The sequence below is a fragment of the Microbispora corallina genome, assembly GCF_016863035.1.
Lineage (GTDB): Bacteria > Actinomycetota > Actinomycetes > Streptosporangiales > Streptosporangiaceae > Microbispora > Microbispora corallina.
This window is the reverse complement of the sequence record NZ_BOOC01000021.1, coordinates 1-25242: the sequence shown is the minus strand read 5'-3', so window position 1 is coordinate 25242 and position 25242 is coordinate 1. Positions and strand designations below refer to the sequence as shown.

Below are 25242 nucleotides of genomic sequence, written 5' to 3'. Positions count from 1 at the left end.
CCCCGATGGGGTAAAGGAGGCTACATGTCGCCCGCCAACGTCGAGCTGGCCGGGACGGAACGGGTGTACACCGAGTCCGACTTGGTTCCCTTCCTGGAAACGCTCATCACGTGGCGTGACGGCGACTTCCGGCGTCGGGTCTCCCACGCCCCGCCCGGCATCCTCAGTGAGATCCGCCTCCTTCTCAACGAGGTGGCCGACCGCCGCGAGCACCTGGCCAACGAGCTGGGCCGGGTGCGCCGCGAGATCGTCAAGGAGGGCCGCTTCGACGAGCGGCTCAGCCCGGGCCCCGGCGTCGGCGCCTGGGCCGAGAGCGTCGGCTCCGTCAACGACCTCATCGACGCGCTGGTGTCGCCCGTCACCGGCGCCGCGGACGTCATCGACGCGGTCGCGAAGGGCGACCTGTCCCGCAGGATCGACCTCGACCGCGGCGCCCGCGGCGAGGTGCGCCGCCTGGGCAAGGCCGTGAACGGCATGGTCGAGCAGCTGTCCGCCTTCGCGGCGGAGGTCACCCGGGTGGCCCGCGAGGTCGGCACCGAGGGCCGTCTCGGCGGACGGGCCAACCTGCGCGGGATGTCGGGCAGCTGGCGCGACCTCACCGAGGCCGTGAACACCATGTCGGGCCGGGTGTCGGCGCAGGTGCGCGACATCGCCGAGGTGACGACGGCCGTGGCCCGCGGCGACCTCAGCCGCAAGGTCACCGTCGACGCCGTCGGCGAGATGCTGGAGCTGAAGAACACGGTCAACACCATGGTCGACCAGCTCTCGGCGTTCGCCGAGGAGGTCACCCGGGTGGCCCGCGAGGTCGGCACCGAGGGCCAGCTGGGCGGCCAGGCCCAGGTCCGCGGGGTGTCGGGGGTCTGGAAGGACCTCACCGACAACGTCAACTTCATGGCGAACAACCTCACCTCCCAGGTCCGCCAGATCGCCGCCGTGTCCACCGCGGTCGCCCAGGGGAACCTGTCCAAGAAGATCACCGTGGACGCCCAGGGCGAGATCCTGGAGCTCAAGGACACCCTCAACACCATGGTGGACCAGCTGTCCGCCTTCGCGGCCGAGGTGACGCGTGTCGCCCGCGAGGTCGGCACCGAGGGCCGCCTCGGCGGGCGCGCCGAGGTGAAGGGCGTCTCCGGGGTCTGGAAGGACCTCACCGACAACGTCAACTCGATGACGAACAACCTGACCTACCAGGTGCGCAACATCGCCCAGGTCACCACCGCCGTCGCCAACGGCGACCTGACCCGCAAGATCGACGTCGACGCCCAGGGCGAGATCCTCGAGCTCAAGAGCACCATGAACACGATGGTCGACCAGCTGTCGTCCTTCGCCTCGGAGGTGACCCGCGTCGCCCGCGAGGTGGGCACCGAGGGACGGCTGGGCGGCCAGGCCCAGGTCCGCGGGGTGTCCGGCATCTGGAAGGACCTCACCGACAACGTCAACTTCATGGCGAACAATCTGACCTCCCAGGTCCGGCAGATCGCCGCCGTGTCCACCGCGGTCGCCCAGGGCAACCTCTCCAGGAAGATCACCGTGGACGCCCAGGGCGAGATCCTGGAGCTCAAGGACACGATGAACACGATGGTGGACCAGCTGTCCGCCTTCGCCGACGAGGTGACCCGCGTCGCCCGCGAGGTCGGCACCGAGGGACGGCTGGGCGGCCAGGCCCGCGTCCAGGGTGTGTCGGGCGTGTGGAAGGACCTCACCGACAACGTCAACTCGATGGCGAACAACCTGACCTACCAGGTGCGCAACATCGCCCAGGTCACCACCGCCGTCGCCAACGGCGACCTGACCCGCAAGATCGACGTCGACGCCCAGGGCGAGATCCTCGAGCTCAAGAGCACGATGAACAAGATGGTCGACCAGCTGTCGTCCTTCGCCTCGGAGGTGACCCGCGTCGCCCGCGAGGTCGGCTCGGAGGGACAGCTCGGCGGCCAGGCCCGCGTCGAGGGCGTCGAGGGCACCTGGAAGCGCCTCACCGAGAGCGTGAACGAGCTGGCCGGCAACCTCACCACGCAGGTGCGCGCGATCGCCGAGGTGACCAGCGCCGTCGCCCGGGGCGACCTCACCCGCTCGATCACCGTGGCGGCTCCCGGCGAGCTCGCCCAGCTCAAGGACACCATCAACACGATGGTCGCCACGCTGCGCGAGACCACCAAGGCCAACGAGGAGCAGGACTGGCTCAAGTCCAACCTCGCGCGGATCTCCCGGCTCATGCAGGGCCACCGCGACCTCATGGAGGTCTCGCGGCTGATCATGAGCGAGCTCACCCCGCTCGTGACCGCCAGCCACGGCGCCTGCTACCTCGTCACCGACGACCGGCTCGAACTCATCGCCGGGTACGGCATCCAGCCCGGGTCGTCCCCCCGGCAGAGCTTCGCCATGGGCGAGGGCATCATCGGTCAGGCGGCCCTGGAGGCCAAACAGACCATCCTGCAGAACGTGCCGCCCGAGTCGATCGTCATCGAGACCGGCCTCAGCCGGTCGCGGCCGGCGCAGATCGTCGTCCTGCCGATCCTCTTCGAGAACAAGGTGCTCGGCGTCCTGGAGATGGCGACGTTCACCGAGTTCGGCGAGGCCCACCTGGCGTTCCTCACCCAGCTCGTCGAGACCATCGGCGTCACGATCAACACGATCATGGCCAACTCCCGTACGGAGGACCTGCTCAAGGAGTCGCAGCGGCTCGCCCTTGAGCTGCAGGAGCGGTCGGACGAGCTTCAGCGCCAGCAGGAGGAGCTGCGCAGGTCGAACGCGGAGCTGGAGGACAAGGCGGCCCTGCTGGCCAAGCAGAACCGCGCCATCGAGATCCAGAACTTCCAGATCGAGCAGGCGCGGCGGACGCTGGAGGAGCGCGCCGAGCAGCTCGCCGTGTCCTCGCGCTACAAGTCCGAGTTCCTCGCGAACATGTCCCACGAGCTGCGCACGCCGCTGAACAGCCTGCTCGTGCTGGCCAAGCTGCTCACGGAGAACGCCGAGGGCAACCTCACTCCCCAGCAGGTGGAGTTCGCCCGCACCATCCACGACGCCGGCTCGGCGCTGCTCCAGCTCATCAACGACATCCTCGACCTGACCAAGGTCGAGGCGGGCCGGATGGACATCCACCCGCAGCAGCTGTCGCTGCCCTCGCTGGTCGACTACATGGAGGCCACCTTCGCCCCCCTCGCGCAGGACAAGGGCCTGTCGTTCACGGTCGAGGTCGACCCCTCCGTTCCCAACAGCCTGAGCACCGACGAGCAGCGCCTGCAGCAGGTGCTGCGCAACCTGCTGTCCAACGCGGTCAAGTTCACCCCGAAGGGCGAGGTCCGGCTGGAGGTCACCCACGCGCCGGCCGACATCGCGTACGTCGACGACACCCTCAAGGGGGCCAGCGACATCCTTGCCTTCAAGGTGATCGACACCGGCATCGGCATCGCGCCGGACAAACTTGAGATCATCTTCGAGCAGTTCCGCCAGGCCGACGGCACCACCAGCCGCAAGTACGGCGGCACCGGCCTCGGCCTGTCGATCTGCCGGGAGATCGCCCGCCTGCTCGGCGGCGAGATCCACGTGGACAGCGCGCCGGGCCTCGGCAGCACGTTCACGCTCTTCCTGCCACTGGCGTACGTCGGGCCGCTCGCCTCACCCGACGGCGGCGCCACCACGCCGGGCGGGCAGGCCGACAACCGGCCGGTCGAGGTGCCCGAGCTGTACACCCGCGACGTCCTGCCGGAGATCCCGCTGCCGACCGACCTGCCGTCGCCGCAGGCGGTCGCGCCGATCGTGGACGGCCGCGACTGGCAGGGCGACGACCCCCTGACAGGTGCGAAGATCCTTATCGTGGACGACGACATCCGGAACGTGTTCGCGCTGACGAGCGTGCTCGAACGGCACGGCTCCACCGTCGTGTACGCCGAGAACGGCCGCGAGGGGATCGAGCAGCTCGAACGCAACGAGGACGTCGCGCTCGTCCTCATGGACATCATGATGCCCGAGATGGACGGCTGGGCCACGACGTCGGCCATCCGCATGATGCCGCAGTTCGCCGACCTGCCGATCATCGCGCTGACCGCGAAGGTCATGCGCGGCGACCGGGAGAAGAGCATCGCCTCCGGGGCGTCCGACTACGTGCCCAAGCCCGTCGACGTCGACCGGCTGCTGGAGCGCCTGCGCGGCTGGCTCCTGCGCGGCCGGGGCAACGGCGCCGACCGGCCCCGGCCCGCCGTGCCCGCCGACCACCGAGACATCCACGAGGAGGCGTGATCGATGCCTGACCGCGCCAGGGTCCTGCTGGTCGACGACCGGGAGGAGAATCTGATCGCGCTCGAGGCGATCCTCAGCTCGCTCGACGTGATCCCCATGCGGGCCAGGTCCGGTGAGGAGGCCCTGAAGGCACTCCTGTCGACCGACTTCGCGCTCATCCTGCTCGACGTCCGCATGCCGGGCATGGACGGGTTCGAGACGGCCGCGCACATCAAACGGCGCGAGCGGACCCGCAACATCCCGATCATCTTCCTGACCGTGGTGGACAGCGCGCCCGACTACGCCTTCCGCGGGTACGCCGCCGGCGCGGTCGACTACCTGACCAAGCCCTTCGACCCGTGGGTCCTGCGGGCCAAGGTCGCGGTGTTCGTCGAGCTCTACACGATGAACCGGCGGCTCACCGAGCAGGCCGCGCTGCTGCGCGAGCGCCTGTCCACCGAGCTGCCCGGCGGCGCCGGCGCCGACCAGACGTCGGTGCTGGCCGAGCTGTCCCGGCGCGTCGTCGCCGTCGAGGACGAGCTGCGGCGGGTCCGCGAACTGGCCGACAAGTCAGGCGACACCACCGTGAACGGCGCGGTCGCCGACCTCGCGGAGCGCGTCACCCACCTCCGCGCCGGCTTCGACGCCCTCCAGTAGCCCCTCCCCCAAAAGCCGCCCAGCTCAGCGCCGCGCGCGTACTGTCGACATGGCCTCGCCGCGCTCAGCGCCGCGCGCGTACCGTCTACATGGCCTCGCTGCGCTCGGCGGAACGCGCGCCCACAGGCGCCGGCTTCCTTTCTCGCTCGGGGTCGCTCGTGCCTCGCTCCCCGCTCGCTCGTCAGTCCAGCTCAGCGCCGCGCGCGTTCGAGGGCGTCCCAGAAGCCGCGGCGGAGGGCGTGGCGGACCTCGTCGTGCAGCAGGAAGTCGATCGGCAGCGACGAGCCCTGGAGGAGGCGGGCCTCCAGGTCGGAGGGCATGCGGGGCTTGCGGGCGAGCACGGCCTCCAGCCACAGCGCCGGGGCGTCCCTGGCCACCGAGTCGCCGAAGTCGTGGCCCTCCTTGTGCGCGGCCTTCACCGCTTCGGCCAGCGTGGTCGTGCCGCCGGCGTTCTGCACCGGCACGGGGGCCGGCTGCGGCCCGGTGTACGGCCCGAGCTGAGACGGCGTGTACGCCCCCGTGCCCGAGGACGAGTACGGGGAGGCCGTGGGAGCCGGCTGGGTGGGCGGCGGCTGGACGGGCGGGGCCGGGGGCACGGCGGGCGGGGACACGGCGGGCGGAGGCGGCGGAGCCACCGGCGGCTGGGCCTGCGCCTGCGGGGCGGGCTGGGCAGGAGGCTGGGGGGCCGGCTGCGGCGGGGCCGCGGGCGGCGGCTCCTGACCGTACGCCGAGTACGACGTCGTGGACGGCTGCGCGGGCAGGGCCGGAGGCGTCGGGCGCGCGTGGGCCGCCGAGGAGCGCCCGGCGCCGTGCGACCCGTTGGCCAGCGGCACCACGCCGTTCGACCGCGACTGGCCGTTGCCCGCGGACTGCTGGTGGTGCTGCCCGTTCCCGATGCTCAGGCCGTGGTCCTGGGTGGTCACCATCGTCACGTACGGCCGGAGGTGGCCGCCGGCCATCTCGATGAGGTCGTCGCACTCCTGCCGGAGCGTCCGGGAGGACGACCAGGCGCCGTCGCCGGCGATCTGCACGACCGTCACCCGGATGCCGAGGTCCTGGGCGTCGCAGACCACCTGGGCGAGGTCCTCGTCGCCGCTCACCACGACCGCGTCGCACACCGCGTTGTTGCGGGCCAGCGTCATCAGGTCGCGGTGCACCTGCGCGTCGACGCCCTCGCGGCGGCCGGGCCGGATGCGGGCCAGGCGGAGCTTCAGCCCGGGGATGTCGGCCAGCACGTCGTGCTCGGGGGTGCGGCGGCCCTCGACGGTCGCCTCGTACCAGTAGCACCGCAGCAGCGGCAGGCCCGTACGCTCCCGCGACAGGTTCGTCAGGAGCTGCAGCAGGCCGGGGTAGTCCCAGGCGACGGCTTCGCGATGGCGGGTGCCGTGTACGGCCATTGCGCCGTCCGCCAGCACGTAGCCGGCGTCAACGAACAGCGCGCAGCGATCCACGCGACACCGCCCTTCCTACGTGGCTCTTTCAGGGTAGTCAAGCGGGTGATCGTGCGAGGGTGAATCCCGGCGATTCAGCCCTCGCCGCACGATGCGGAGCCTGTGGACCCGCATCCCTGACCTTGGAAGCGTTCACGCAGACCGTACCAGTTTGTCCGGGTCTTGCCTGCCCCTCCCGAGGTCAGGACCACGTACGGGCGCTGACCACCGCGACCCCGAAGAACAAGGAGTTCCGCCTGGTCGTGAGCCGCAGGACGGGATGCGGTCCGAGCAGCGCGTGGATGGTGTCGGCCGCGACCGCCGTGCCCCCGGCGGTGAGGTCGAGCGCGCCCCCGCGCCGCCGCTCCCCGCCGCCGGGCCGGGACCGGTCGCTCAACGTGACCACCCCTCCCTTGACGCCCTGGCCGTTCCAGACCACGAGGTCGATCCTGGCCGGCGCAGAGACGGGGGCGAGGCCGTCGAGCGGGATCCGCAGCGACCCGCCGGACTCGTCCACCACGGCCGCGGCGTCCAGCACGACGGCCCGCGTGTACGGCTGCCGATCGTCGGTCGCCATGACCACGAGGCTCCAGCCGGCGTGCCGCACGGCCCCGTCCAGGGTGGTGGGGTCGGCGGCCCACCAGGAGCCGGGACCGGCCGCCCGGACGAGCGAGGTGACGTCCGCGAACGCCTGGTAGCCCGACCCGTCCGGCAGGTCGCGGCGGGCGATCTCGGCCGCGCGGACGACGCCGTACTCGGCCGCGCCCGGCGGCCGGAGCCGGATCTCGCCTCCCGGGTCGACGTCGTGCCCGCCGGCCGCCCAGTAGAGGCCGGCCCACAGGACCCTGCCGCCGGCCGGCAGATCGAGCCGGGCGCAGCTCGAACTCTCCGTCGTGTCGTCGTCGTCGAGATCGACGGGGATCGCGACGCCCACGTCCTCGGCGGGCCCGGCGTCGCCCGGGGCGCATCCGCTCGGCGGGACGGCCGCGCTGACCAGCGTGTTGCCGACGACCCGCGTGACCACCCGGCCGTCGGCGGCGAACCGGGCCGCGGCGCCGGAGGCGCGCACGCCCGACACCGCGGTCGCCGCCGCCCGCACGCCCTCCGACCGCACCGCCACCCCCGGCCCCCGCCCGATGGGCGCGTCGGCCGCCACGGCGACCCGAAGGAAGATCGCGGTCACCTCCCCCGGCGCCAGCGCCCCCCTCCCGCAGCGCACGACCCGGCCGCCCGTACGGCAGGCCCAGCCGTCGGCCGTACGGGCCCCGGACCGGCGGCGGCCCGAGGACACGAGCGTGACGCCCCGAGGCAGCGTCACGGCGGCCTCGACGTCGCCGCTGCGCACGGCGCCCGCGTTGCGCAGGCGGACCGCGATGAGGCCGGACTGGGCCCGCAGCAGCGCGCCGAGGGGGTCGATGCTCGCGACGAGGTCGGCCGCGCCCGCCTTCCGCGTGCGTTCCCGCGGCACGGACGGCTCGGCGCGGCGCGGCGCGCGCGTCTCGATCCGCCGGCGTCCTGAGCGTCCGGCGGCGTCCCGATCGACGCCGGCGTCCGCGGTGGGCGCGGGCGAGGCGGGGGACGGCCCCGGCACCAGGGTCGGCTCCGTCCGCGAGGACGCGGGGAGCGCGGCCTGCCGGGCGACCGGGCGCACCGTCATCGGCCGGGCCACCAGGAGGAACGCCGCCGTCGCCACCGTCGCCGCCAGCACACCGGCCAGGACGGCCCGCACGGGGGTGGGGACCCCGCGCAGCAGGTCGCCGGCCCAGGACGAGCCCATTTTGCTCCGCTCGCTCGGACGGGCGTGCTCGGGCCGCGCCGGGCGCAGGAGGCCGGCCAGCTCCGAGAGGCGGGGCCGTCCGGCCAGGGCGGTGCGGGCCGCCGCGACCAGACCGCCCGGGGCGGCGCCGCCCTGCCGGGCGAGGTCGGCGAGGTAGTCGTCGACGACCGGGCCCGCGATGAGCTGGCCGACGACCACCCGCAGGCCACGGGTGACGTCGGCCAGCTCCAGGAGCACCGAACGGCAGTCGATGCACTCGGCGACGTGCTCGTCCACCAGCCGCGCCTCGGCCGGGGGCAGCCCGCCCTCGACGTGACGGGAGATCTTCGGCAGCACCCCGAGGCACTCCCGGCCCGGCCCGCCCTCCAGGTGGATCCGCACGTACGCGTGGCGCAGCGCCTCTCGGGCCGCCCGGGCGAGCCCGCCCACGCCGCCCGCCGACATGCCGAGCAGCGGGGCCATCTCCTCGGGCGCCGCGCCCTCGACCTCGGCGTGCCACAGGACCATCCGGAAGCGCTCCGGAAGCGAGAGGTAGGCCCGGGCGAGCGGCGAGCGCTCCAGCCCCGCGAGATCGGGGTGCACGTGGACCGTCCAGGGCTCCGCGACGTCGACCCGGCCGGTCGCGGCGTACCGCCGCAGGGCCGTCAGCAGGTACGGCCGGAACGCCGCCGGCGGGCCCCCGCCCTCCCGGACGATCTCCAGCACCCGCGCGAACGTCTCGACGAGCAGGTCCTCGGCCTCGTCGTCCCCCTGCACGAGCTGCCGGGCCAGGGACCGGGCGGCGGCCGCGTGGCGCTGGTAGAGCAGACCGTAGGCCGAGGAGTCTCCTCTCCTCACGGCCTCGATCAGTTCCATGTCGGTCCGACGGGCTTCTCGACGCATTGCGACCTCGCGATTACGATGAGTTGCACCGCGTTACATTCCGCAATCCACGTCCTGGCTAAACCGAAGCCCGCCCTTTACCGCGGGTAACCGTCAGGCCGGCGACACCTCCCGACCCATGATCGAGGCGAGGAAGCGGGCCGCCGCGCCGTTGTCGGCGGCGGGGACGATGGTGCGGTTCAGGCCGACGGTCACGCGGCCCCCGGCCGGCGGCGAGGACGCCGTGCAGGAGGACGTCGACGAACTCCTCCGGCGTCGGCTCCGGCTCGTCTCCGGTCAGGGGGAGCCGGGCGAACAGCAGGCCCAGGAAGTACGTCGCGACCCGCTCCGGATCCATCCGGAGGGCGTCCCGGTCGGGCTCCACGAGCTCGGCCACCGCCTCGCGGACGGCGCGCAACGACCGCTCGCGACCGCCGCCGGAAGGCCGCCCTCCCGCGGAAGGCCCCTCACCCATGGAAGGCCTGTCGCCTGCGGAGGGCTCCTCACCTGCGGAAGGCCGTTCGCCCGCGGACCGCTCCCGCCGGACGCCGGAGGCGTGCAGCGCGCCGAGCACGGTCCCCATCCGCCGCAGATGGGCGCCCAGGGCCTCGGCGGCCTGCACGAGCCGCGCGGGAAGGGGGTCGTCGACGGAGATCGAGGTCAGCTCCCGCAGGACGTGGTCGGGATTCATCGCCTCGGCCGCGCAGGCGCCCATCAGCTCGTCCTTGTCGGCGAAGACGCGGAAGATGGTGCCCTCCCCGATGCCGGCGGCCCGCGCGATCTGACTGGTGGTGACGCCGGCGCCGTACTCGGCGACCTTCCATCGCCGGGCCGCCCGTACGCTGAGCACCATGGGTGACCGCGACAGACTCCTGGACGAGATCAAGAACAAGGGGATCGTGCACGGCCGGGTCGTGCTGTCCTCCGGCAAGGAGGCCGACTGGTACGTGGACCTGCGCCGCATCACGCTGGACGGCGTCGCCGCGCCGCTGGTGGGCCGGGTCATGCTCGACCTGACCGAGGACCTGGGGTACGAGGCGGTGGGCGGCCTGACGCTGGGGGCCGACCCCGTGGCGACCGCGATGCTGCACGCGGCGGCGGCCCGCGGCAGGGCGCTCGACGCGTTCGTGGTGCGGAAGGCGGGCAAGGCCCACGGCCTGCAGCGCAGGGTCGAGGGTCCGGACGTGGCGGGACGCCGGGTGCTGGCCGTGGAGGACACGACCACCACGGGCGGCTCGGTGCTCACCGCCGTGGAGGCGCTGCGCGAGGCGGGCGCCGAGGTGGTCGGGATCGCGACGATCGTGCACCGCGGCGGCGACGAGGCGCTGGCCGGCGCCGGTGTGCCGTACCGCTCCGCCTACACGCTCACCGACCTTGGGATCTCGTCACCTTGAACGACTGGCGCTCGCCCGGCTGCCCGGCCGGGCGAGCCGTGCCGTTCTGCTCGACGGCGACCGTGGCGGCGTCGTCCAGGACGACGGCGAGCTCCGGGTCGAAGTAGGACGCCTGCTCGCCCTTGGTCATGTCGCGGTCGATGAGCACGTCCCCGCCCGGGACGCGGACGAAGACGGGGCACCTGTCCGCCTGGCAGACGATGCGCACCGTGGGGACGCGGGAGGCGGCGGGCGTGGGCGAGCCCGCGATGCTCGTGGACGGGGGACCGGAGGCGGGAGCGGCCTCGTCCGATCCCAGGGCGGAGAACAGGGATCTCGCCCCTATCACCAGCAGCGCGAGCAGCAGCACCACGGCCAGGCCGGCGAGGGCGAGCCTGGCGATGCCGAGCGGGTCAGACCTGTGGCGTCCCACAACCCGGAGAGTAGCGGGTGTGAGGGATATCTCAGTACTGGCGAGTCACAAACGGCCTACCTCGGGGCGTGGTGGCGGCCCTTGGGCTCCAGCGCTGCGGCTTTGCGGCTCTTCAGCACCTCGCGGACGATCGGGATGACCGACAGCAGGACCACCACGAAGACCCCGGGGAGGATGTACTTGTCGATGCCCTCGACCTTGCTGCCCAGGAAGTAGCCGAGCAGGAGCAGCGCCTCCACCCACACGACGCCGCCCAGGGCGTTCCAGACGAAGAAGCGCCGCGCGTCCATCTCCAGCACGCCGGCGACCGGGTTCATGAACGTGCGGACGATCGGCATGAACCGGGCGGCGACCACGGCCTTGGCCGGGCCGAACTTCTCGAAGTAGTACTCCGCCTTGTCGACGTGCTCCCGCTTGAACAGCCGCGAGTCGGGCTTGTCGAACAGTTTCCTGCCGAACCTCGCCCCGAGGAAATGGCCGAACTGCGCGCCGGCGATGGCCGCTATCGGCGCGAACACCAGAAGCGTGGGCAGGGAGAGCGGGGCGATCCCGAAACCGTGTGCGGCGGCGGCCGTGCTGAAGATGCCCGCGGTGACCAGAAGCGAGTCGCCGGGCAGGAAGAACCCGACAAGAAGGCCCGTCTCGGCGAATACGATGGCGATGACACCGATCGTCGCGAAGGCGCCGAGCATGCCCAGCCACCACTTCGGGTCAAGAAGATCCAAGAGCACGTCCACGGGGTGAGCCTACCTGTCCGGAATGAGATCAGACTGAGAAGCGACAGGCGCGCTCGACAACCGTGAAACCGTGAGATGAGCGCGGGTGACCCCGCGCTTCCCTGATCGGCATGGCCTTGGGGATACTGGCCAGCGCCGGTTACCGTCCCAGAAGGAGATGACTCCCGATGCCTATCGCCACTCCCGAGGTCTACGCCGAGATGTTCGACCGCGCCAAAGCAGGCGGGTTCGCATATCCGGCGATCAATGTGACCTCGTCGCAGACGTTGCACGCGGCCCTTCGCGGTTTCGCGGAGGCGGAGAGCGACGGAATCGTCCAGGTGTCGACCGGTGGCGCGGAGTTCCTTTCTGGCACCACGGTGAAGGACATGGTGACCGGCTCGGTGGCCTTCGCCGAGTTCGCCCGTGTGGTCGCCGAGAAGTACCCCGTGACGGTCGCCCTGCACACCGACCACTGCCCGAAGGACAAGCTGGGCTCGTTCGTGCGCCCGCTGCTGGAGATCTCCGCGGAGCGCGTCGCCCGCGGGCAGGACCCGCTGTTCCAGTCGCACATGTGGGACGGGTCCGCCGTGCCGCTCGACGAGAACCTGCAGATCGCCTCCGAGCTGCTCGACAAGACCGCCGCGGCCAAGGTCGTCCTCGAGGTCGAGATCGGCGTCGTCGGCGGCGAGGAGGACGGCATCGTCGGCGAGATGAACGAGAAGCTCTACACCACGGCCGAGGACGCCCTCGCCGTCGCCGAGTCCCTCGGCCTGGGCGAGCGCGGCCGCTACATCGTGGCCGCCACGTTCGGCAACGTCCACGGCGTCTACAAGCCGGGCCACGTCAAGCTGCGCCCGAGCGTGCTCAAGGAGATCCAGGACGCCGTCGGCGCCAAGTACGGCAAGGAGAAGCCGTTCTACCTGGTCTTCCACGGCGGCTCCGGCTCCGCTCTCGAGGAGATCCACGAGGCCATCTCGTACGGCGTGGTGAAGATGAACATCGACACCGACACGCAGTACGCCTTCACCCGGCCGATCGCGGACCACATGTTCCGCAACTACGACGGCGTCCTCAAGGTCGACGGCGACGTCGGCAACAAGAAGGCCTACGACCCCCGCGCGTACGGCAAGGCCGCCGAGGCGGGCATGGCGCAGCGCGTGGTCGAGGCCTGCCGGCAGCTCAAGTCCGCGGGCACCAAGATCAAGTAGTTCCACCTCGGCGGAGCGGGGGATCGATACGACATCGATCCCCCGTTTCCATGATCGGCCATACTCATTCAGCGGCCTTACAGGTAAGACTGTGCTCATGGAAACGCACGAGAACCTCCTTGGCGGTCCGCCGCCCACCCTGCTGCCGGACAACCCCGACGCGCGGCAGATGCTCGAATCGGGCGCCAAGGCGGCCGACGTGGCCGCGCGCTTCCCCGCCTACTCGGCGGCCTGGGCCGTTCTCGCCGACGACTACTTCGCGGCCGGGCACGCGGTCACCTCCTACGCCTTCGCGCGCACCGGCTACCACCGGGGGCTGGACCAGCTCCGCAGGGCGGGCTGGAAGGGCTTCGGGCCCGTCCCGTGGGACCACGAGCCCAACCAGGGGTTCCTGCGCTGCCTGAACGCCCTGGCCCGGGCGGCCCAGGCGATCGGGGAGAAGGACGAGGCCGAGCGGTGCGCCCAGTTCCTCCGCGACAGCAGCGAGGAGGCCGCGCGGGTTCTCACGGCCACCACGTGACCTCGCGCCCGCGGCGGTCCCCCTGACGTCCTCCCGGCCCGCCGCCGCCTCGCGCGGCGGCCGGGCCGGGAAAAGGGGAGCATCCGTACGTAAGATCCCGTTCACCCACACGGGGGCACTCGGGTAGTCTCTGTTTGCAAGAGGCCCCTGCCGCGCTTGCGTCAGGGGTTTTCGTTTTGTCGCGGGAGTAGGACCATGCCGGCTGTCGTTCTCGTGGGCGCCCAGTGGGGCGATGAGGGCAAGGGGAAGGCCACCGACCTGCTCGGCGGCGACGTCGACTACGTCGTCCGCTACCAGGGGGGCAACAACGCGGGTCACACCGTGGTGATCGGGGACCAGAAGTACGCGCTGCACCTCCTGCCCACCGGAGTGCTGTCGCCCGAGGTGATCCCTGTGATCGGCAACGGCGTGGTGATCGACCCCGGTGTGCTCCTGGGCGAGATCGACGGGCTGGCCGATCGCGGCATCTCGTGCGACCGCCTGCTGATCTCGGCGAACGCGCATTTGATCATGCCCCACCACAAGGCCATCGACAAGGTGACCGAGCGCTACCTGGGCAAGGCCAGGATCGGCACGACCGGCCGCGGGATCGGTCCCGCGTACGGCGACAAGATCTACCGCATGGGCGTGCGCGTGCAGGACCTGCTCGACCCGGGCATCCTGAGCAAGAAGATCGAGGTCGCCCTCGGCGAGAAGAACCAGATCCTCACCAAGATCTACAACCGGCGCGGCCTCGACCCGGCCAAGGTGCTCGACGAGTACCTCGGGTACGCCGAGCGGCTCCGCCCCCACATCGCCGACACCTCGCTCGTCCTGTCCAGGGCGCTCGACGAGGGCAAGGTCGTCCTGCTGGAGGGCGGCCAGGGCACGCTGCTCGACATCGACCACGGCACCTACCCCTTCGTCACCTCCAGCTCGCCCACCTCGGGCGGCGCGTGCGCGGGGTCGGGCATCCCGCCGACCCGGCTCACCCGGGTCATCGGCATCCTCAAGGCGTACACGACCCGCGTCGGCTCCGGGCCGTTCCCCACCGAGCTGCTCGACGAGCAGGGCGAGTGGCTGCGCCAGACCGGCGGCGAGTACGGCGTCACCACCGGGCGCAACCGCCGCTGCGGCTGGTTCGACGCCGTCATCGCCCGGTACGCCACCCGGATCAACGGCGTCACCGACTTCTTCCTCACCAAGCTCGACGTGCTGTCGGGCCTGGAGCGCATCCCGGTCTGCGTGGCCTACGACGTGAACGGCGTGCGCCACGAGGAGATCCCGATGACGCAGACCGAGTTCCACCACGCCACGCCGATCTACGAGGAGTTCCCCGGCTGGCAGGAGGACATCACCAGCGCCAAGACGTTCGACGACCTCCCGCCGAACGCCCAGTCGTACGTCCGGGCCCTGGAGGAGATGAGCGGCGCGCCCGTGTCGGCGATCGGCGTCGGGCCCGGCCGCACGCAGACGCTGCAGCTCCGGTCCCTCATCTGATCGGTTTGGGCGGGTTCGTGGTGTGCGCGCCGGGAACACGGCGATGCCCGGCGCGCGGAGGACGACCCAGTAAGGTACGCCCTTGTGCAGGGATACGTTGAGCTACACGGGCATCGCGGCGCGCGCGGGCTGAGACCTGAGAACACCCTTCCCGGCCTGGCCTTCGCGCTGGAGCTCGGGGTGGACGCGCTGGAGTTCGACGTGGCCATGTCGGCCGACGGCCAGCTCGTCCTCACCCACGACCTGCTGGTGTCCCCGGTCACCAGTGCCGACACCGGCATGGCGCACCCGGGCGACGAGATGTTCCCGTACGTCGGCAAGCCGATCATCTCGCTGACGTTGCCCCAGCTGCGCACCCTCGACGTGGGCGTCCGGCTGCCGCAGCGGCCGGACGACCGGTTCGCGATGACGCAGGTGCCGCTCCCCGACACCCGGATGCCCACGCTGGGCGCCGTTCTGGGCCTCATCGGGGCACTCGGCGCCGACAAGGTGCGGCTCAACGTGGAGCTGAAGTCCGACCCGACCCGGCCCGAGCTGTCGGCCGACCCGGTGCGGTTCACCGAGCTCGTCGCCAAGGAGCTCGACCGGCACGACCGGCTGTCCCGGGCGGCCCTGCTCAGCTTCGACTGGCGCATCCTGGAGGCGGCCCGGCCGCTCGTGGATCAGCGGTACGCCCTGGTCGAGCGGGCCACGATGAGCCCGGCCTGGATGAACGGCGTCCGCCTCGACGAGATCGGCGGCGACCTCGCCGCGGCCGCGGACATCGCGGGGGCGACCACGCTGTCCCCCGACCACACGCTGATCGACGAGGCGCTGATGGAGAGCGCGTCCCGCCGCGGCCTGCCGGTCGTCGCCTGGACCGTCAACGAGCCCGAGGACGCCTCCCGGCTCGTCGACATGGGCGTGGCGGGGATCGTCACCGACTACCCCGACCGGATGCGACGGCTGTGGAAGGCGCGGGGACTGGCGCTGCCCGAGCCGGTCAGCCCGCTCCGTCCCGTCGGGGCCTGACCACTCCGTACGACATGGGGAAGCCCCGCCCGAGGAGGACGGGGCTTCAGGGTCACCCACAAGAAACGGCTTGGTACAGCCGATTACCAGCCAACCCCATCGCAGCGTGCCCGTCAAGTAGCGCAGCGTCACATGTGACCGGGGTCACCACACGCGACGGCGGGGTCACTCCTCGACGGACAGGGCTCCGGAGGGGCACAGGTTCACCGCCCTGCGCACGCCGGTCGCCAGGCCCTCCGGCGGCTCGGGATCGAGCACGACCACCGTGCCGTCCTCCTCGCTCTGGTCGAACACCTCGGGCAGCGACAGCGCGCACATGCCGGCGCCGACACACTTGTCCGTGTCCGCTTTGATCTTCATGTCCCCCTCCTTCCCTCCGTCCTACCAAATCACCCGTCACCAGGCGACCGGCAGGCGGTGCACTCCGTAGATCGCCATATTGGACCGCATCGGCACCTCGCCGGGCGGCACGGCCAGCCGCAGGCCGGGGAGGCGGCGCAGCAGCGCGGCGTACGCGATCCGCATCTCGGTCCGGGCGAGCTGCTGCCCGAGGCACTGGTGGACGCCGTGCCCGAACGCGAGGTGCCCGTGGGCCGACCGGGAGACGTCGAGCATGTCGCCCCCGCCGAACCGCTCCGGGTCCCGGTTGGCCGCGGCGATGGCCAGCGTGACCGACTCGCCCGCCCGGATGAGGTGGCCGTCGATCTCGACGTCCTCCAGCGCCGCCCGGATGGGACCGAGGTGGACGATGCTGAGGTAGCGCATCAGCTCCTCCACCGCGTTGTCGATCAGCGTGGGGTCCTCGCGCAGGGCGGCCATCTGCGGCGGGTTGGACAGCAGGGCGAACGTGCCGAGGCCGAGCATGTTCGCCGTCGTCTCGTGGCCCGCCACGAGCAGCAGCAGGGCGATGCCGGCGAGCTCCCGGTCCGTCAGCTCTCCCCCGGCGATCAGGCCGCTCAGCAGGTCGTCCTCCGGGTCGGCGGTCTTCCGCATGACCAGGTTGTGCAGGTAGGTCAGCAGGTCGGCCATGGCGGCCGTGACCTCGTCGAGGGTCGAGTCCAGGTTCAGCATGACGGCCGAGTCCCGCTGGAACTTCGCCCTGTCGTCGTACGGCACGCCGAGCAGCTCACAGATCACCAGGGACGGGATGGGCAGCGCGAACGCCGACACCAGTTCGGCCGGCGGCCCCTGGCGTTCCATCTCGTCGAGCCGGGCGTTCGCGATCTCCTCGACCCTCGGCTCCAGGAGCTTCATCCGCCGTACGGTGAACTGGCCGGTGAGCAGCTTCCGGTAGCGCGTGTGGTCGGGGGGGTCCATGCGGATGAAGAACCCCGGAGGCACGTTCATGTTCTGCAGCCGGAGGTTCCGCTGGGGGATCGGGGAGTGCAGGAGCTCGGGACGGGTACTGAACCGGGGGTCGGCCAGGATCGCGCGGGCCGCGGCGTACCCGGTGACGACCCAGCCTTCGTGCCCGTCGGCGTACGTCATGCGCCGGATCGGCGCCTCCTCCTGCCACCGGCGGAGCAGGTCGGGTGGGTCGAAGGCGCGTTCCCGCTTGACGGGGAAGGTCGCGATCCGCGGTGTGGCCTCGGTCATGACACGCTCCTGTAAGGGTGGAAACGGTCCGCTGTCGAGTCGCCTGCTCCCTTCACATAACAGCATCGGGTGTCGATTTGCAACGAATGAAAGTTCATTGCGAATGTCATAGAGTCTTGGACATGACGGACGGCCCTGGCCTGCGCGAACGCAAGAAACTGCGCACCCGGCAGGCGCTGATCGAGGCGTCCCTGCGCCTGTTCCAGGAGCAGGGGTACGAGGAGACGACGATCGCCGAGATCGCCTCGGCCGTCGACGTCTCGACGCGGACGTTCTTCAGCTACTTCACGAGCAAGGAGGACGTCGTCTTCTTCGACCACCGGCACCGCGCCGACGAGGCTCTCAAGGTGGTCGCCGACCGGCGGCCGGGCGAGCCGGTGGCCGGCCTCCTGATGCGCCTGGCCCACCAGAGCCTCCGGTCGGCCTTCCTGGACACGGACCTGACCGCCGACCTGTTCCCGCTGCGCCACCGGCTCGTGATGTCCGTGCCCGCCTTGCAGGCCCGCGGGCTCCACCTGCTCTTCGACACCCAGCGCCGCCTGGCGGAGGCGCTCCACCAGGCGTACGCGGACGAGATCGACCTCACCGAGGCCGCGGCGGCCGTCGGGGCCGTCGCGGGCGCGGGCCACCTGGCCGCCCTGACCAGCATCGAGCGCGGCGAGCCCCCCGAGCGCGTCTGGGAGGCCGGTCGCCGCGCCGTCGACCTCACCCTCCGCGGCCTCGGCGCCCTCGGCTCCCGGCCTGCCTCCGGCTGACAGGGCCCGGGAAGGCGGTCAGAGCCAGCCGTTGCGGCGGAAGGCGCGGTGGAGGAGTGTGCAGGCCACCGCCATGACGCCCAGGACGAGGGGGTACCCGTAGGCGGCCCTGAGCTCGGGCATGTGCTCGAAGTTCATGCCGTAGATGCCGGCGATCATCGTGGGGACCGAGATGATCGCCACCCACGACGAGATCTTCCGCATGTCCTCGTTGGCGAGCGCGTTGGAGCGCGCCAGGGCGGCCTGGAGGATCGAGTCGGACAGCTCGTTGGACGACTGCACCTGCTCGCAGACCCGGGAGAGGTGGTCGCCGACGTCGCGGAAGTACTCGCGCATCTCGGAGGGGATCACGCGGCGCTGGGGGAGCGCGTTGAACGGCGTGAGGAGGGGGGCGACGGCCCGCTTGAGCTCCAGCATCTCGCGCTTGAGCTGGTAGATGCGGTTGATGTCGCGGGAGCTGACCTCGGCGAAGACGGCGGCCTCGACCTCCTCCAGCTCGGCCTGCATGAGGTCGGCGACCTGGAGGTACTTGTCCACCACGTGGTCGGCGATCGCGTGCAGCACGCCCGTGGGGCCGCGGCCCAGCAGCTTCGGCTTGGCCTCGATCTTCTCCCTGACGTCGCCGAGGGGACAGTGCCGGCCGTGCCGGACCGTGACGACGAAGTCGGCGCCGACGAACGCCATGATCTCGCCCGTGCCGATGATCTCGCCGGTCGCGGCGGACACCTCGTTGTCGAGGAAGGCGACGGTCTTCAGCACGACGAACAACGAGTCGCCGTACCGCTCGACCTTGGGGCGCTGGTGGGCCTTGATGGCGTCCTCGACGGCGAGCGGGTGCAGGCCGAACACCTCGGCCAGCCACTCGACCTCGGGCGCGGCGGGCTCGTGCAGGCCGACCCAGACGTACGCGTCGGGCATCGGCGCGGTCTCGTTGTGCTCACGGACGAGGCGGACGGCCTCGGGGATGCCCGAGGCGTCGATCTTCTCGCCGGCGACGTAGGCGCCGAACTCGACGAGGGAACTGCTCGGCGGCACGCAGCGGCCGAGCGGCTCGTCGGCGGCCGTGGCGGCGGTGGCGGCGGTGGCGGTCAGGCGCGTGGGCAGGACACGGGTGTGCCTGTTGATGCGAGGAAAGATGATCGAGGAGCGCATGGCGGTCCCTTCCCGCCCGAGTCGGCACGCTCCACGCGCGACGTGATGTCACCCCTTCATGCAGGCGTGAACGGCCCCTCGGGCTCTGTGTCGAAGTGGTCGGGAGTGCGCACGACGTACGTGCGCGAGCACGTACTGACGGGATCACCAGAATTCATCCCAGACCACCTCCAATCACGAGGAGACGACGCTAAGCCCGCCTAACTTACCACATCGGGGTCCGGCGGCCTTTCCAGGGTACCCCCACCGACAGCGGTGGATCATGCACTACTTGCCAAAAAGCACCGGAACAAATCGGCTGAGCATGTGTATCTCACCCTTTCCCGTACGGCCGGCACCGGTGCGGAGGAGGGGGTGGCGAACGCTGCGACAATGGACGCGTGCGCGTACTTGTCATCGGTTCCGGGGGCCGCGAGCACGCGTTGTGCCGCGCCCTCCGCCTCGACCCGGCCGTCAGCGAAGTCCACTGCGCGCCCGGCAACGCCGGCATCGCGCAGGTCGCCGACCTGCATCAGGTGGTCCCCACCGACGGCGCGGAGGTGACCGCGCTGGCCCGCCGCCTGGGAGCGGACCTGGTCGTCGTCGGCCCGGAGGCGCCGCTGGTCGCCGGGGTGGCCGACGCGGTGCGCGCGGCCGGCGTCCCCTGCTTCGGGCCCTCTGGAGAGGCGGCCGCGATCGAGGGCTCCAAGGCGTTCGCCAAGGACGTCATGATCGCCGCGGGGGTGCCGACCGCGCGCGCCCGGACCTGCGTCACCGAGGAGGAGGCGGCCGCCGCGCTGGACGAGTTCGGCGCGCCGTACGTCGTGAAGGACGACGGGCTCGCCGCGGGCAAGGGCGTCGTGGTGACCGACAGCCGCGACGAGGCCCTGGAGCACGCGCGGGCCTGCGAGCGGGTGGTGGTCGAGGAGTACCTCGACGGCCCTGAGGTGTCGCTGTTCGCCCTGTGCGACGGCAGCGCCGCGGTCCCGCTGCAGCCGGCCCAGGACTTCAAGCGCGCCTACGACGGCGACAAGGGGCCCAACACGGGCGGCATGGGCGCCTACACCCCGCTCCCCTGGGCTCCGGACGGCCTCACCGAGCAGGTCATGACCGAGATCGTGAACCCCACGGTGGCCGAGCTCGCCCGGCGCGGCACGCCGTACACCGGGGTCCTGTACGCCGGGCTGGCCCTGACGCAGGACGGGCCGCGGGTGATCGAGTTCAACGCGCGCTTCGGCGACCCGGAGACCCAGGTCGTGCTCGACCGGCTGGCGACGCCGCTCGGCGGGCTGCTGCTCGCCTGCGCGACCGGCGACCTCGCCGCGCACGGGCCGCTGGAGTGGCGCGGCGGCGCCGCCGTGACCGTCGTGCTGGCCGCCGAGAACTACCCGGCCGACCCGGTCAAGGGCGACCCGATCGCGGGCCTGCCGGCCGACGCCGAGGAGGCGTACGTGCTGCACGCGGGCACCGCGCTCGACGAGAACAACCGGCTGGTGTCCAACGGCGGCCGCGTGCTGAGCGTGGTCGGGACCGGGAGCGACGTGGCCGAGGCCAGGGCCCGGGCGTACGAGGCGCTCGCCGGCATCACGATGCGCGGCTCCCACCACCGCTCCGACATCGCGGCCGGCACGCCCGGCTGACCTCGTGCGACGGCCGCTCCTCCGGGTTATCCCGGAGACGACGGCCGGGCGTGCCCCGATGTCCCCGCCGCCGCCTCGGCCTAGCGTCGGGGACATGAGCGGAGTGCGGTGGCCGATGAGCGGGAGAGCCCGCGAGATCGGGGAGATCGTCGAGACGGTGCACGCGGGCGTGAGCCTGGTCGTCACCGGAGAGCCGGGGGTGGGCAAGACCGCCCTCATCCGGCGGGCCGTCCGCGAGCTGGGCGGGGTCACGGTCGCGGCCGTGCCGGGAACGTCCCTGCCGCCGGAGCCGACGGGACCGCTGCTCCTGGTCGTGGAGCGGGCGTACCTGCTCGACCCCGCGTCGGCACGCCGGGTGCACGATCTCGTCGCCTCCGGCGAGGCGACACTGCTCGCCGAGGCCCGCACCGGCGCGGAACCGCCCGGGCCGGTGGCCGCGCTGCTCGTCGAGGGGCTCGCCACCCGGTGGGACCTGTCCCCCCTGCCCGCGGAGCACGCCGTACGGATCCTGGCGGCGGCGCTGCGGGGGCCGGTGGACGGGGCGACCGCGCAGCGGCTGTGGCGGGCTGCCGCCGGGAACATGCGGCTGCTCCGCGAGCTGGTCGAGACCGGCCTGGCCTCCGGACGGCTGAGCCTGATGGACGACCGATGGACGCTCAGCGGCGATCTCCCCCTCGGCGACCGGGTGCGCGAGCTGGTGCGCGACGAGATCGGCCACCTCGACGACGGCGAGCGCGAGGCCCTCGACCTGCTCGCGGTGGCCGGCGAGGTGGACGTGGACGCGCTGGAGCGGCTGACCTCGCCCGCGGCCCTGCACCGGCTGGAGCGGCGCGGCCTCGTGCGCGCGCACCGCCTCGGCACCCGGCTCCAGGTGCGGTTCGCCCGCCCGATCCACCGCGCGGCGCTCCGGGAGGACCTCGGCCCGATCGTCGTGCGCGACCTGCTGCGCCGGCTCGGCCGCCCGGCCGGCCACCCTGTGAACGGCGGCTCCCGGGCCTCCGGCGACTTCAGCCGGCGCGAGCAGGAGGTGGCCCAGCTCGCCTCCTGGGGGATGACCAACCGGGAGATCGCGGAGTGGCTGGGGCTGTCCCCCCGCACGGTCGGCAACCACCTCTGCCGCGTCTACACGAAGCTCGGCGTGGCCGACCGGTCCAGGCTCGGATCCATCGGGTCGGCGGGCTGACCGTACGCGGCCCGCACCCGCGGTGGGGGACGGGCCGGGGGCTGGGAGGATGGAGGGGTGAAGCACCTCCACTCCGGCAAGGTCCGCGACCTGTACGAGACGCCCGACGGGCTGCTGCTGATGGTCGCCTCCGATCGCATCTCGGCGTTCGACCACGTGCTCGAGCCCGGCATCCCCGACAAGGGCGAGATCCTCACGCGGCTGTCGCTGTGGTGGTTCGAGCAGCTCGAGGACGTGGTCCCCAACCACGTGGTGTCGGCCGACGTGCCGGCGGAGTTCGCCGGGCGGGCCGTGCTGTGCCGTCCGCTGCGCATGGTGCCGGTGGAGTGCGTGGCCCGGGGCTACCTGACGGGCTCCGGGCTCGTCGACTACCGCAGGGAGGGCGCGGTCTCGGGGGTGAGGCTCCCGGACGGCCTCACCGACGGCTCACGGCTGCCCGAGCCGATCTTCACGCCGTCGACCAAGGCGCCGGTGGGCGAGCACGACGAGCCGATGACGTTCGAGCAGGTGGCGGCCGAGGTCGGGGCCGAGGTGGCCGACCGGCTCCGGCGCATCACCCTGGAGGTGTACAGCCGGGGCGCGGAGATCGCGCTGGGGCGGGGCATCATCGTGGCCGACACCAAGATCGAGATCGGCTGGGACGCCGAGGGTGTCCTGACGCTGGGCGACGAGCTGCTGACGCCCGACTCGTCCCGGTTCTGGCCCCTCGACCGGTGGGAGCCCGGCCACGCGCAGCCGTCGTTCGACAAGCAGTACGTCAGGGACTGGCTGGTGTCCCCCGCCTCGGGATGGGACCGGGCCTCGGGAGAGGCGCCGCCGCGCCTGCCCGACGAGGTCGTCGAGCGCACCAGGAGCCGGTACGTCGAGGCCTACGAGCGCATCACCGGCCGGCGGTTCAGGGACTGACCGCGCAAGTCACAAAAGTACCTCCAGTACCGCGTTCCCTCGGCGGCCACGCGGGTAGTTCCTCCGCGAAACGCCCGGGTTAGCGGCTACGCTGGGCCGACGACCCCGCCGACGATCGGTCGCCGCCTGGGTGCGAGTCCCCACATCTTCCCCCGACATAGGAGTCTCATCCATGGTTCGTTACCGCGTCCGCGGTGGCAACGTGCTGCGTGGAACCGCCTTCATCCAGGGCGCGAAGAACGCCGTACTGCCCATGATCGGCGCGGCCCTGATGGCGGCCGAGGGCCGCACGGTGCTGCGCAACGTGCCCGTGATCGAGGACGTGCGCAGGGCGGTCGAGCTGGCGCAGGCCGTCGGCGCGAAGGTGGAGTTCCATGAGAGCGAGCGCACGCTCGTCATCGACGCCTCACGGCTGACGAGCCCGGTGCTGCCGGCGGAGATCGCCCGGCGGTTCCGCGGGTCGGTCCTGTTCGTCCCGGCCCTGCTCCACCGGCTCGGGGAGGCGATCATCGAGGGCATCGGCGGCTGCAACCTGGGCAGCCGCAACCTCGACTTCCACTACCTCGGCTACAAGCGGCTCGGCGCGATGGTCGACGAGGGCGAGTCCGTCATCCACATCAAGGCGGGCGGGCTCGTCGGCGCCCCGCTCTACCTCGACACCCCGTCGCACACCGGCACCGAGAACCTCATCATGGCCGCCTCGCTCGCACTGGGCACGACCGTGATCGAGAACGCCGCGCTGGAGCCGGAGGTGCTCGACGTCATCTCGATGCTGAGCCGCATGGGCGCCCGCATCCAGGGCGGCGGCACCGGGTTCATCACGGTCGAGGGCGTGGACGAGCTCACCGCGGTGGAGCACACCGTCATGCCCGACCGCCTCGACGCCGGCGTGTTCGCCATGGCCGCCGCCATCACCGGCGGCGAGGTCAATCTGGTGGGCGCGTCGCTGGAGCACCTCGGCGTGGTGCGCTGGAAGCTGGAGCAGATGGGCGTGGAGTTCGAGAACCACGGCGCCGTCCTCCACGTCCGCCGCGACCGGCCGCTGCGGCCGATCAACGTGATCACCGACACCTACCCCGGCTTCGCCACCGACCTCCAGTCGCCGCTGATGACCGTGGCCTGCCTGGCCGACGGCTCCAGCTACATCCACGAGCGGATCTTCGACGGCCGCTTCGCGCTGGCCGGCGAGCTGAACAAGATGGGCGCCAATATCGAGGTCGAGGGCAGCCGGGCGGTCGTCCACGGCCCGACGCCGCTGCGCGGCACCGAGGTCACGGCGCACGACCTGCGCTCGGGGATCGCCCTCGTGCTGGCCGGGCTCGCCGCCGACGGCGAGACCACGATCGGCTCCGGCTATCTCATCGACCGGGGGCACGCCGCGCTCGCCCAGCGGATGCAGGCCCTCGGCGCAGATGTGGTCCGTGAAATTTCCACTTTGAACGAGGGTTAGTCCGGAAACCTATCTTTCCGGCCTGACCAGCGAAAACATTACAAATAAGGGACTCCCCCGCACCTGCCAGAATGGTATTCCGGCAAACCCGGGCGTGACATTACGGCCTTAACCAGCGATCGTTCCAAAGAGAAGCCACAACAACGAGGGCGACGTGGGATGGGACGAACATTGGTCGAGCGCACGGAAGACACTCCGCGCGGGTCGCGCCTGGGGACGGTGACACCGGACCTCACGATAGGCGTGGTGGGGTCGCACGACCTGGTCGAGCGGGTGATGCTGATGGGCCACTCGGCGGCCCCGGTGCCCTGCCGGCTGGTCGCGGCGGCCTACCGGGACGAACAGGAGGCGGCGGACAAGGTCACCCGCTTGGGACCGGGAGTGGACGCGTGCCTGTTCGCGAGCCCGGTCCCCTTCGAGCTCGCCCGGCGCGCCGGCGTGCTGACGATGCCCGCCACCCACGTGCAACTGGGCGGCGCGGCGCTCGTGGCGGCCGTGGCCAAGGCGGCCCTGGACGACCGGATCGACCCCCGCCGGGTCAGCGTCGACGTGCTGGGCCGGACGGAGATCGACGAGGTCTACAGCGACCTCAACCTCCCCTCGGGCGAGGTGCACACCCGTGACGAGCCCGGCCCGGTCGGGACGATCGCGGCCTTCCACGAGCGGCTGCTGCGGCAGGGCGTCACGACGGGCGCCCTGACGTGCGTCCACGGCGTGGCCGAGCGGCTGGTCTCGGCCGGGGTCCCGGTCGTGCCGATCCGGCCGACGTCCGCGGCCGTCCGTTCGGCGCTGCACACGGCGGCCCTGCTCGGCGCCCGCCACCGGCTGGAGGAGTCGCAGCTCACGGTCGTGCTCGTGGAGGTGCCGACGCTGCGCGAGCCGGTACGGCGGGGGG

The 25242-nt window shown here is 71.8% G+C and carries 20 protein-coding genes and 1 pseudogene; 13 read left to right on the top strand and 8 right to left on the bottom strand.

The features are described from left to right. Positions 1-24: 24 nt before the first annotated feature. Both Mco01_RS21145 and Mco01_RS21140 read left to right on the top strand, forming a co-directional pair. Positions 25-4239 (top strand): HAMP domain-containing protein, encoded by a 4215-nt coding sequence (locus Mco01_RS21145; protein WP_204058634.1) that lies wholly within the window; start codon positions 25-27, stop codon positions 4237-4239. A gap of 3 nt (positions 4240-4242) precedes the next feature. Then, the gene (locus Mco01_RS21140) at positions 4243-4875 is read left to right on the top strand and encodes a response regulator (protein ID WP_204058633.1); all 633 of its coding nucleotides are present in this window, start codon (positions 4243-4245) and stop codon (positions 4873-4875) included. A gap of 191 nt (positions 4876-5066) precedes the next feature. Here the strand turns inward: Mco01_RS21140 and Mco01_RS21135 are convergent, their stop codons facing one another. The 3 genes from Mco01_RS21135 to Mco01_RS21125 all read right to left on the bottom strand — a co-directional run bounded on the left by Mco01_RS21135 (position 5067) and on the right by Mco01_RS21125 (position 9796). Then, on the bottom strand, positions 5067-6326 hold the full coding sequence (locus Mco01_RS21135) for an NYN domain-containing protein (RefSeq protein WP_204058632.1): 1260 nt from the start codon (positions 6324-6326) through the stop codon (positions 5067-5069). A 181-nt stretch (positions 6327-6507) separates the two neighbouring features. After that, a complete protein-coding gene (locus Mco01_RS21130; RefSeq protein WP_204058631.1) occupies positions 6508-8937 on the bottom strand; it encodes a sigma-70 family RNA polymerase sigma factor in 2430 nt (809 codons plus the stop codon). Between the two features lie 85 nt (positions 8938-9022). Beyond that, positions 9023-9796 (bottom strand): TetR/AcrR family transcriptional regulator, encoded by a 774-nt coding sequence (locus Mco01_RS21125; RefSeq protein WP_204058630.1) that lies wholly within the window; start codon positions 9794-9796, stop codon positions 9023-9025. Between Mco01_RS21125 and Mco01_RS21120 the strand changes: the two genes are divergently transcribed. Continuing rightward, complete coding sequence (locus tag Mco01_RS21120; RefSeq protein ID WP_036325142.1) at positions 9795-10337, top strand: orotate phosphoribosyltransferase; 543 nt, start codon at positions 9795-9797, stop codon at positions 10335-10337. The two genes, Mco01_RS21125 and Mco01_RS21120, sit on opposite strands and share 2 nt — an antisense overlap. Here Mco01_RS21120 and Mco01_RS21115 read toward each other — a convergent pair. Both Mco01_RS21115 and Mco01_RS21110 read right to left on the bottom strand, forming a co-directional pair. Next, entirely contained in the window at positions 10309-10749 is a 441-nt protein-coding gene (locus tag Mco01_RS21115; RefSeq protein ID WP_204058629.1) for a hypothetical protein, read from the bottom strand. The genes Mco01_RS21120 and Mco01_RS21115 overlap by 29 nt on opposite strands. Positions 10750-10805: 56 nt before the next feature. After that, positions 10806-11486 (bottom strand): DedA family protein, encoded by a 681-nt coding sequence (locus Mco01_RS21110; RefSeq protein WP_239103783.1) that lies wholly within the window; start codon positions 11484-11486, stop codon positions 10806-10808. Positions 11487-11653: 167 nt separating this feature from the next. Between Mco01_RS21110 and fbaA the strand changes: the two genes are divergently transcribed. From fbaA to Mco01_RS21090, 4 genes are all read left to right on the top strand, one after another. Continuing rightward, entirely contained in the window at positions 11654-12676 is a 1023-nt protein-coding gene (gene fbaA / locus Mco01_RS21105; RefSeq protein ID WP_204058628.1) for a class II fructose-bisphosphate aldolase, read from the top strand. A 97-nt stretch (positions 12677-12773) separates the two neighbouring features. Continuing rightward, on the top strand, positions 12774-13196 hold the full coding sequence (locus Mco01_RS21100; protein WP_204058627.1) for a DUF3151 domain-containing protein: 423 nt from the start codon (positions 12774-12776) through the stop codon (positions 13194-13196). Between the two features lie 195 nt (positions 13197-13391). Beyond that, positions 13392-14675, top strand: a complete 1284-nt coding sequence (locus Mco01_RS21095; RefSeq protein WP_204058626.1) for an adenylosuccinate synthase — start codon at positions 13392-13394, stop codon at positions 14673-14675. An 84-nt stretch (positions 14676-14759) separates the two neighbouring features. Further along, positions 14760-15686, top strand: a complete 927-nt coding sequence (locus Mco01_RS21090; protein WP_204058625.1) for a glycerophosphodiester phosphodiesterase family protein — start codon at positions 14760-14762, stop codon at positions 15684-15686. A gap of 165 nt (positions 15687-15851) precedes the next feature. Here Mco01_RS21090 and Mco01_RS21085 read toward each other — a convergent pair whose 3' ends face one another. Both Mco01_RS21085 and Mco01_RS21080 read right to left on the bottom strand, forming a co-directional pair. Beyond that, a complete protein-coding gene (locus Mco01_RS21085) occupies positions 15852-16046 on the bottom strand; it encodes a ferredoxin (protein WP_036325138.1) in 195 nt (64 codons plus the stop codon). Positions 16047-16082: 36 nt separating this feature from the next. Then, positions 16083-17282 (bottom strand): cytochrome P450, encoded by a 1200-nt coding sequence (locus Mco01_RS21080; RefSeq protein ID WP_204058624.1) that lies wholly within the window; start codon positions 17280-17282, stop codon positions 16083-16085. Positions 17283-17404: 122 nt separating this feature from the next. Here Mco01_RS21080 and Mco01_RS21075 point away from each other — a divergent pair, with 122 nt between their 5' ends. Continuing rightward, complete coding sequence (locus tag Mco01_RS21075) at positions 17405-18037, top strand: TetR/AcrR family transcriptional regulator (protein ID WP_204058623.1); 633 nt, start codon at positions 17405-17407, stop codon at positions 18035-18037. A gap of 18 nt (positions 18038-18055) precedes the next feature. Here the strand turns inward: Mco01_RS21075 and Mco01_RS21070 are convergent, their stop codons facing one another. After that, complete coding sequence (locus Mco01_RS21070; protein WP_204058622.1) at positions 18056-19189, bottom strand: magnesium and cobalt transport protein CorA; 1134 nt, start codon at positions 19187-19189, stop codon at positions 18056-18058. A gap of 380 nt (positions 19190-19569) precedes the next feature. Between Mco01_RS21070 and purD the strand changes: the two genes are divergently transcribed. From purD to Mco01_RS21045, 5 genes and pseudogenes are all read left to right on the top strand, one after another. Next, positions 19570-20808: a phosphoribosylamine--glycine ligase gene (purD, locus tag Mco01_RS21065; RefSeq protein WP_204058621.1), complete on the top strand. Its 1239-nt coding sequence runs from the start codon at positions 19570-19572 to the stop codon at positions 20806-20808. A 94-nt stretch (positions 20809-20902) separates the two neighbouring features. Further along, positions 20903-21991 (top strand): LuxR family transcriptional regulator, encoded by a 1089-nt coding sequence (locus Mco01_RS21060; protein WP_204058620.1) that lies wholly within the window; start codon positions 20903-20905, stop codon positions 21989-21991. 57 nt (positions 21992-22048) lie between these two features. After that, a complete protein-coding gene (locus Mco01_RS21055; protein ID WP_204058619.1) occupies positions 22049-22897 on the top strand; it encodes a phosphoribosylaminoimidazolesuccinocarboxamide synthase in 849 nt (282 codons plus the stop codon). Positions 22898-23069: 172 nt separating this feature from the next. Continuing rightward, positions 23070-24347 (top strand): UDP-N-acetylglucosamine 1-carboxyvinyltransferase, encoded by a 1278-nt coding sequence (gene murA / locus Mco01_RS21050; protein WP_204058618.1) that lies wholly within the window; start codon positions 23070-23072, stop codon positions 24345-24347. Between the two features lie 276 nt (positions 24348-24623). Continuing rightward, a pseudogene (locus Mco01_RS21045) lies at positions 24624-25242 on the top strand (transcriptional regulator); the annotation flags it as partial.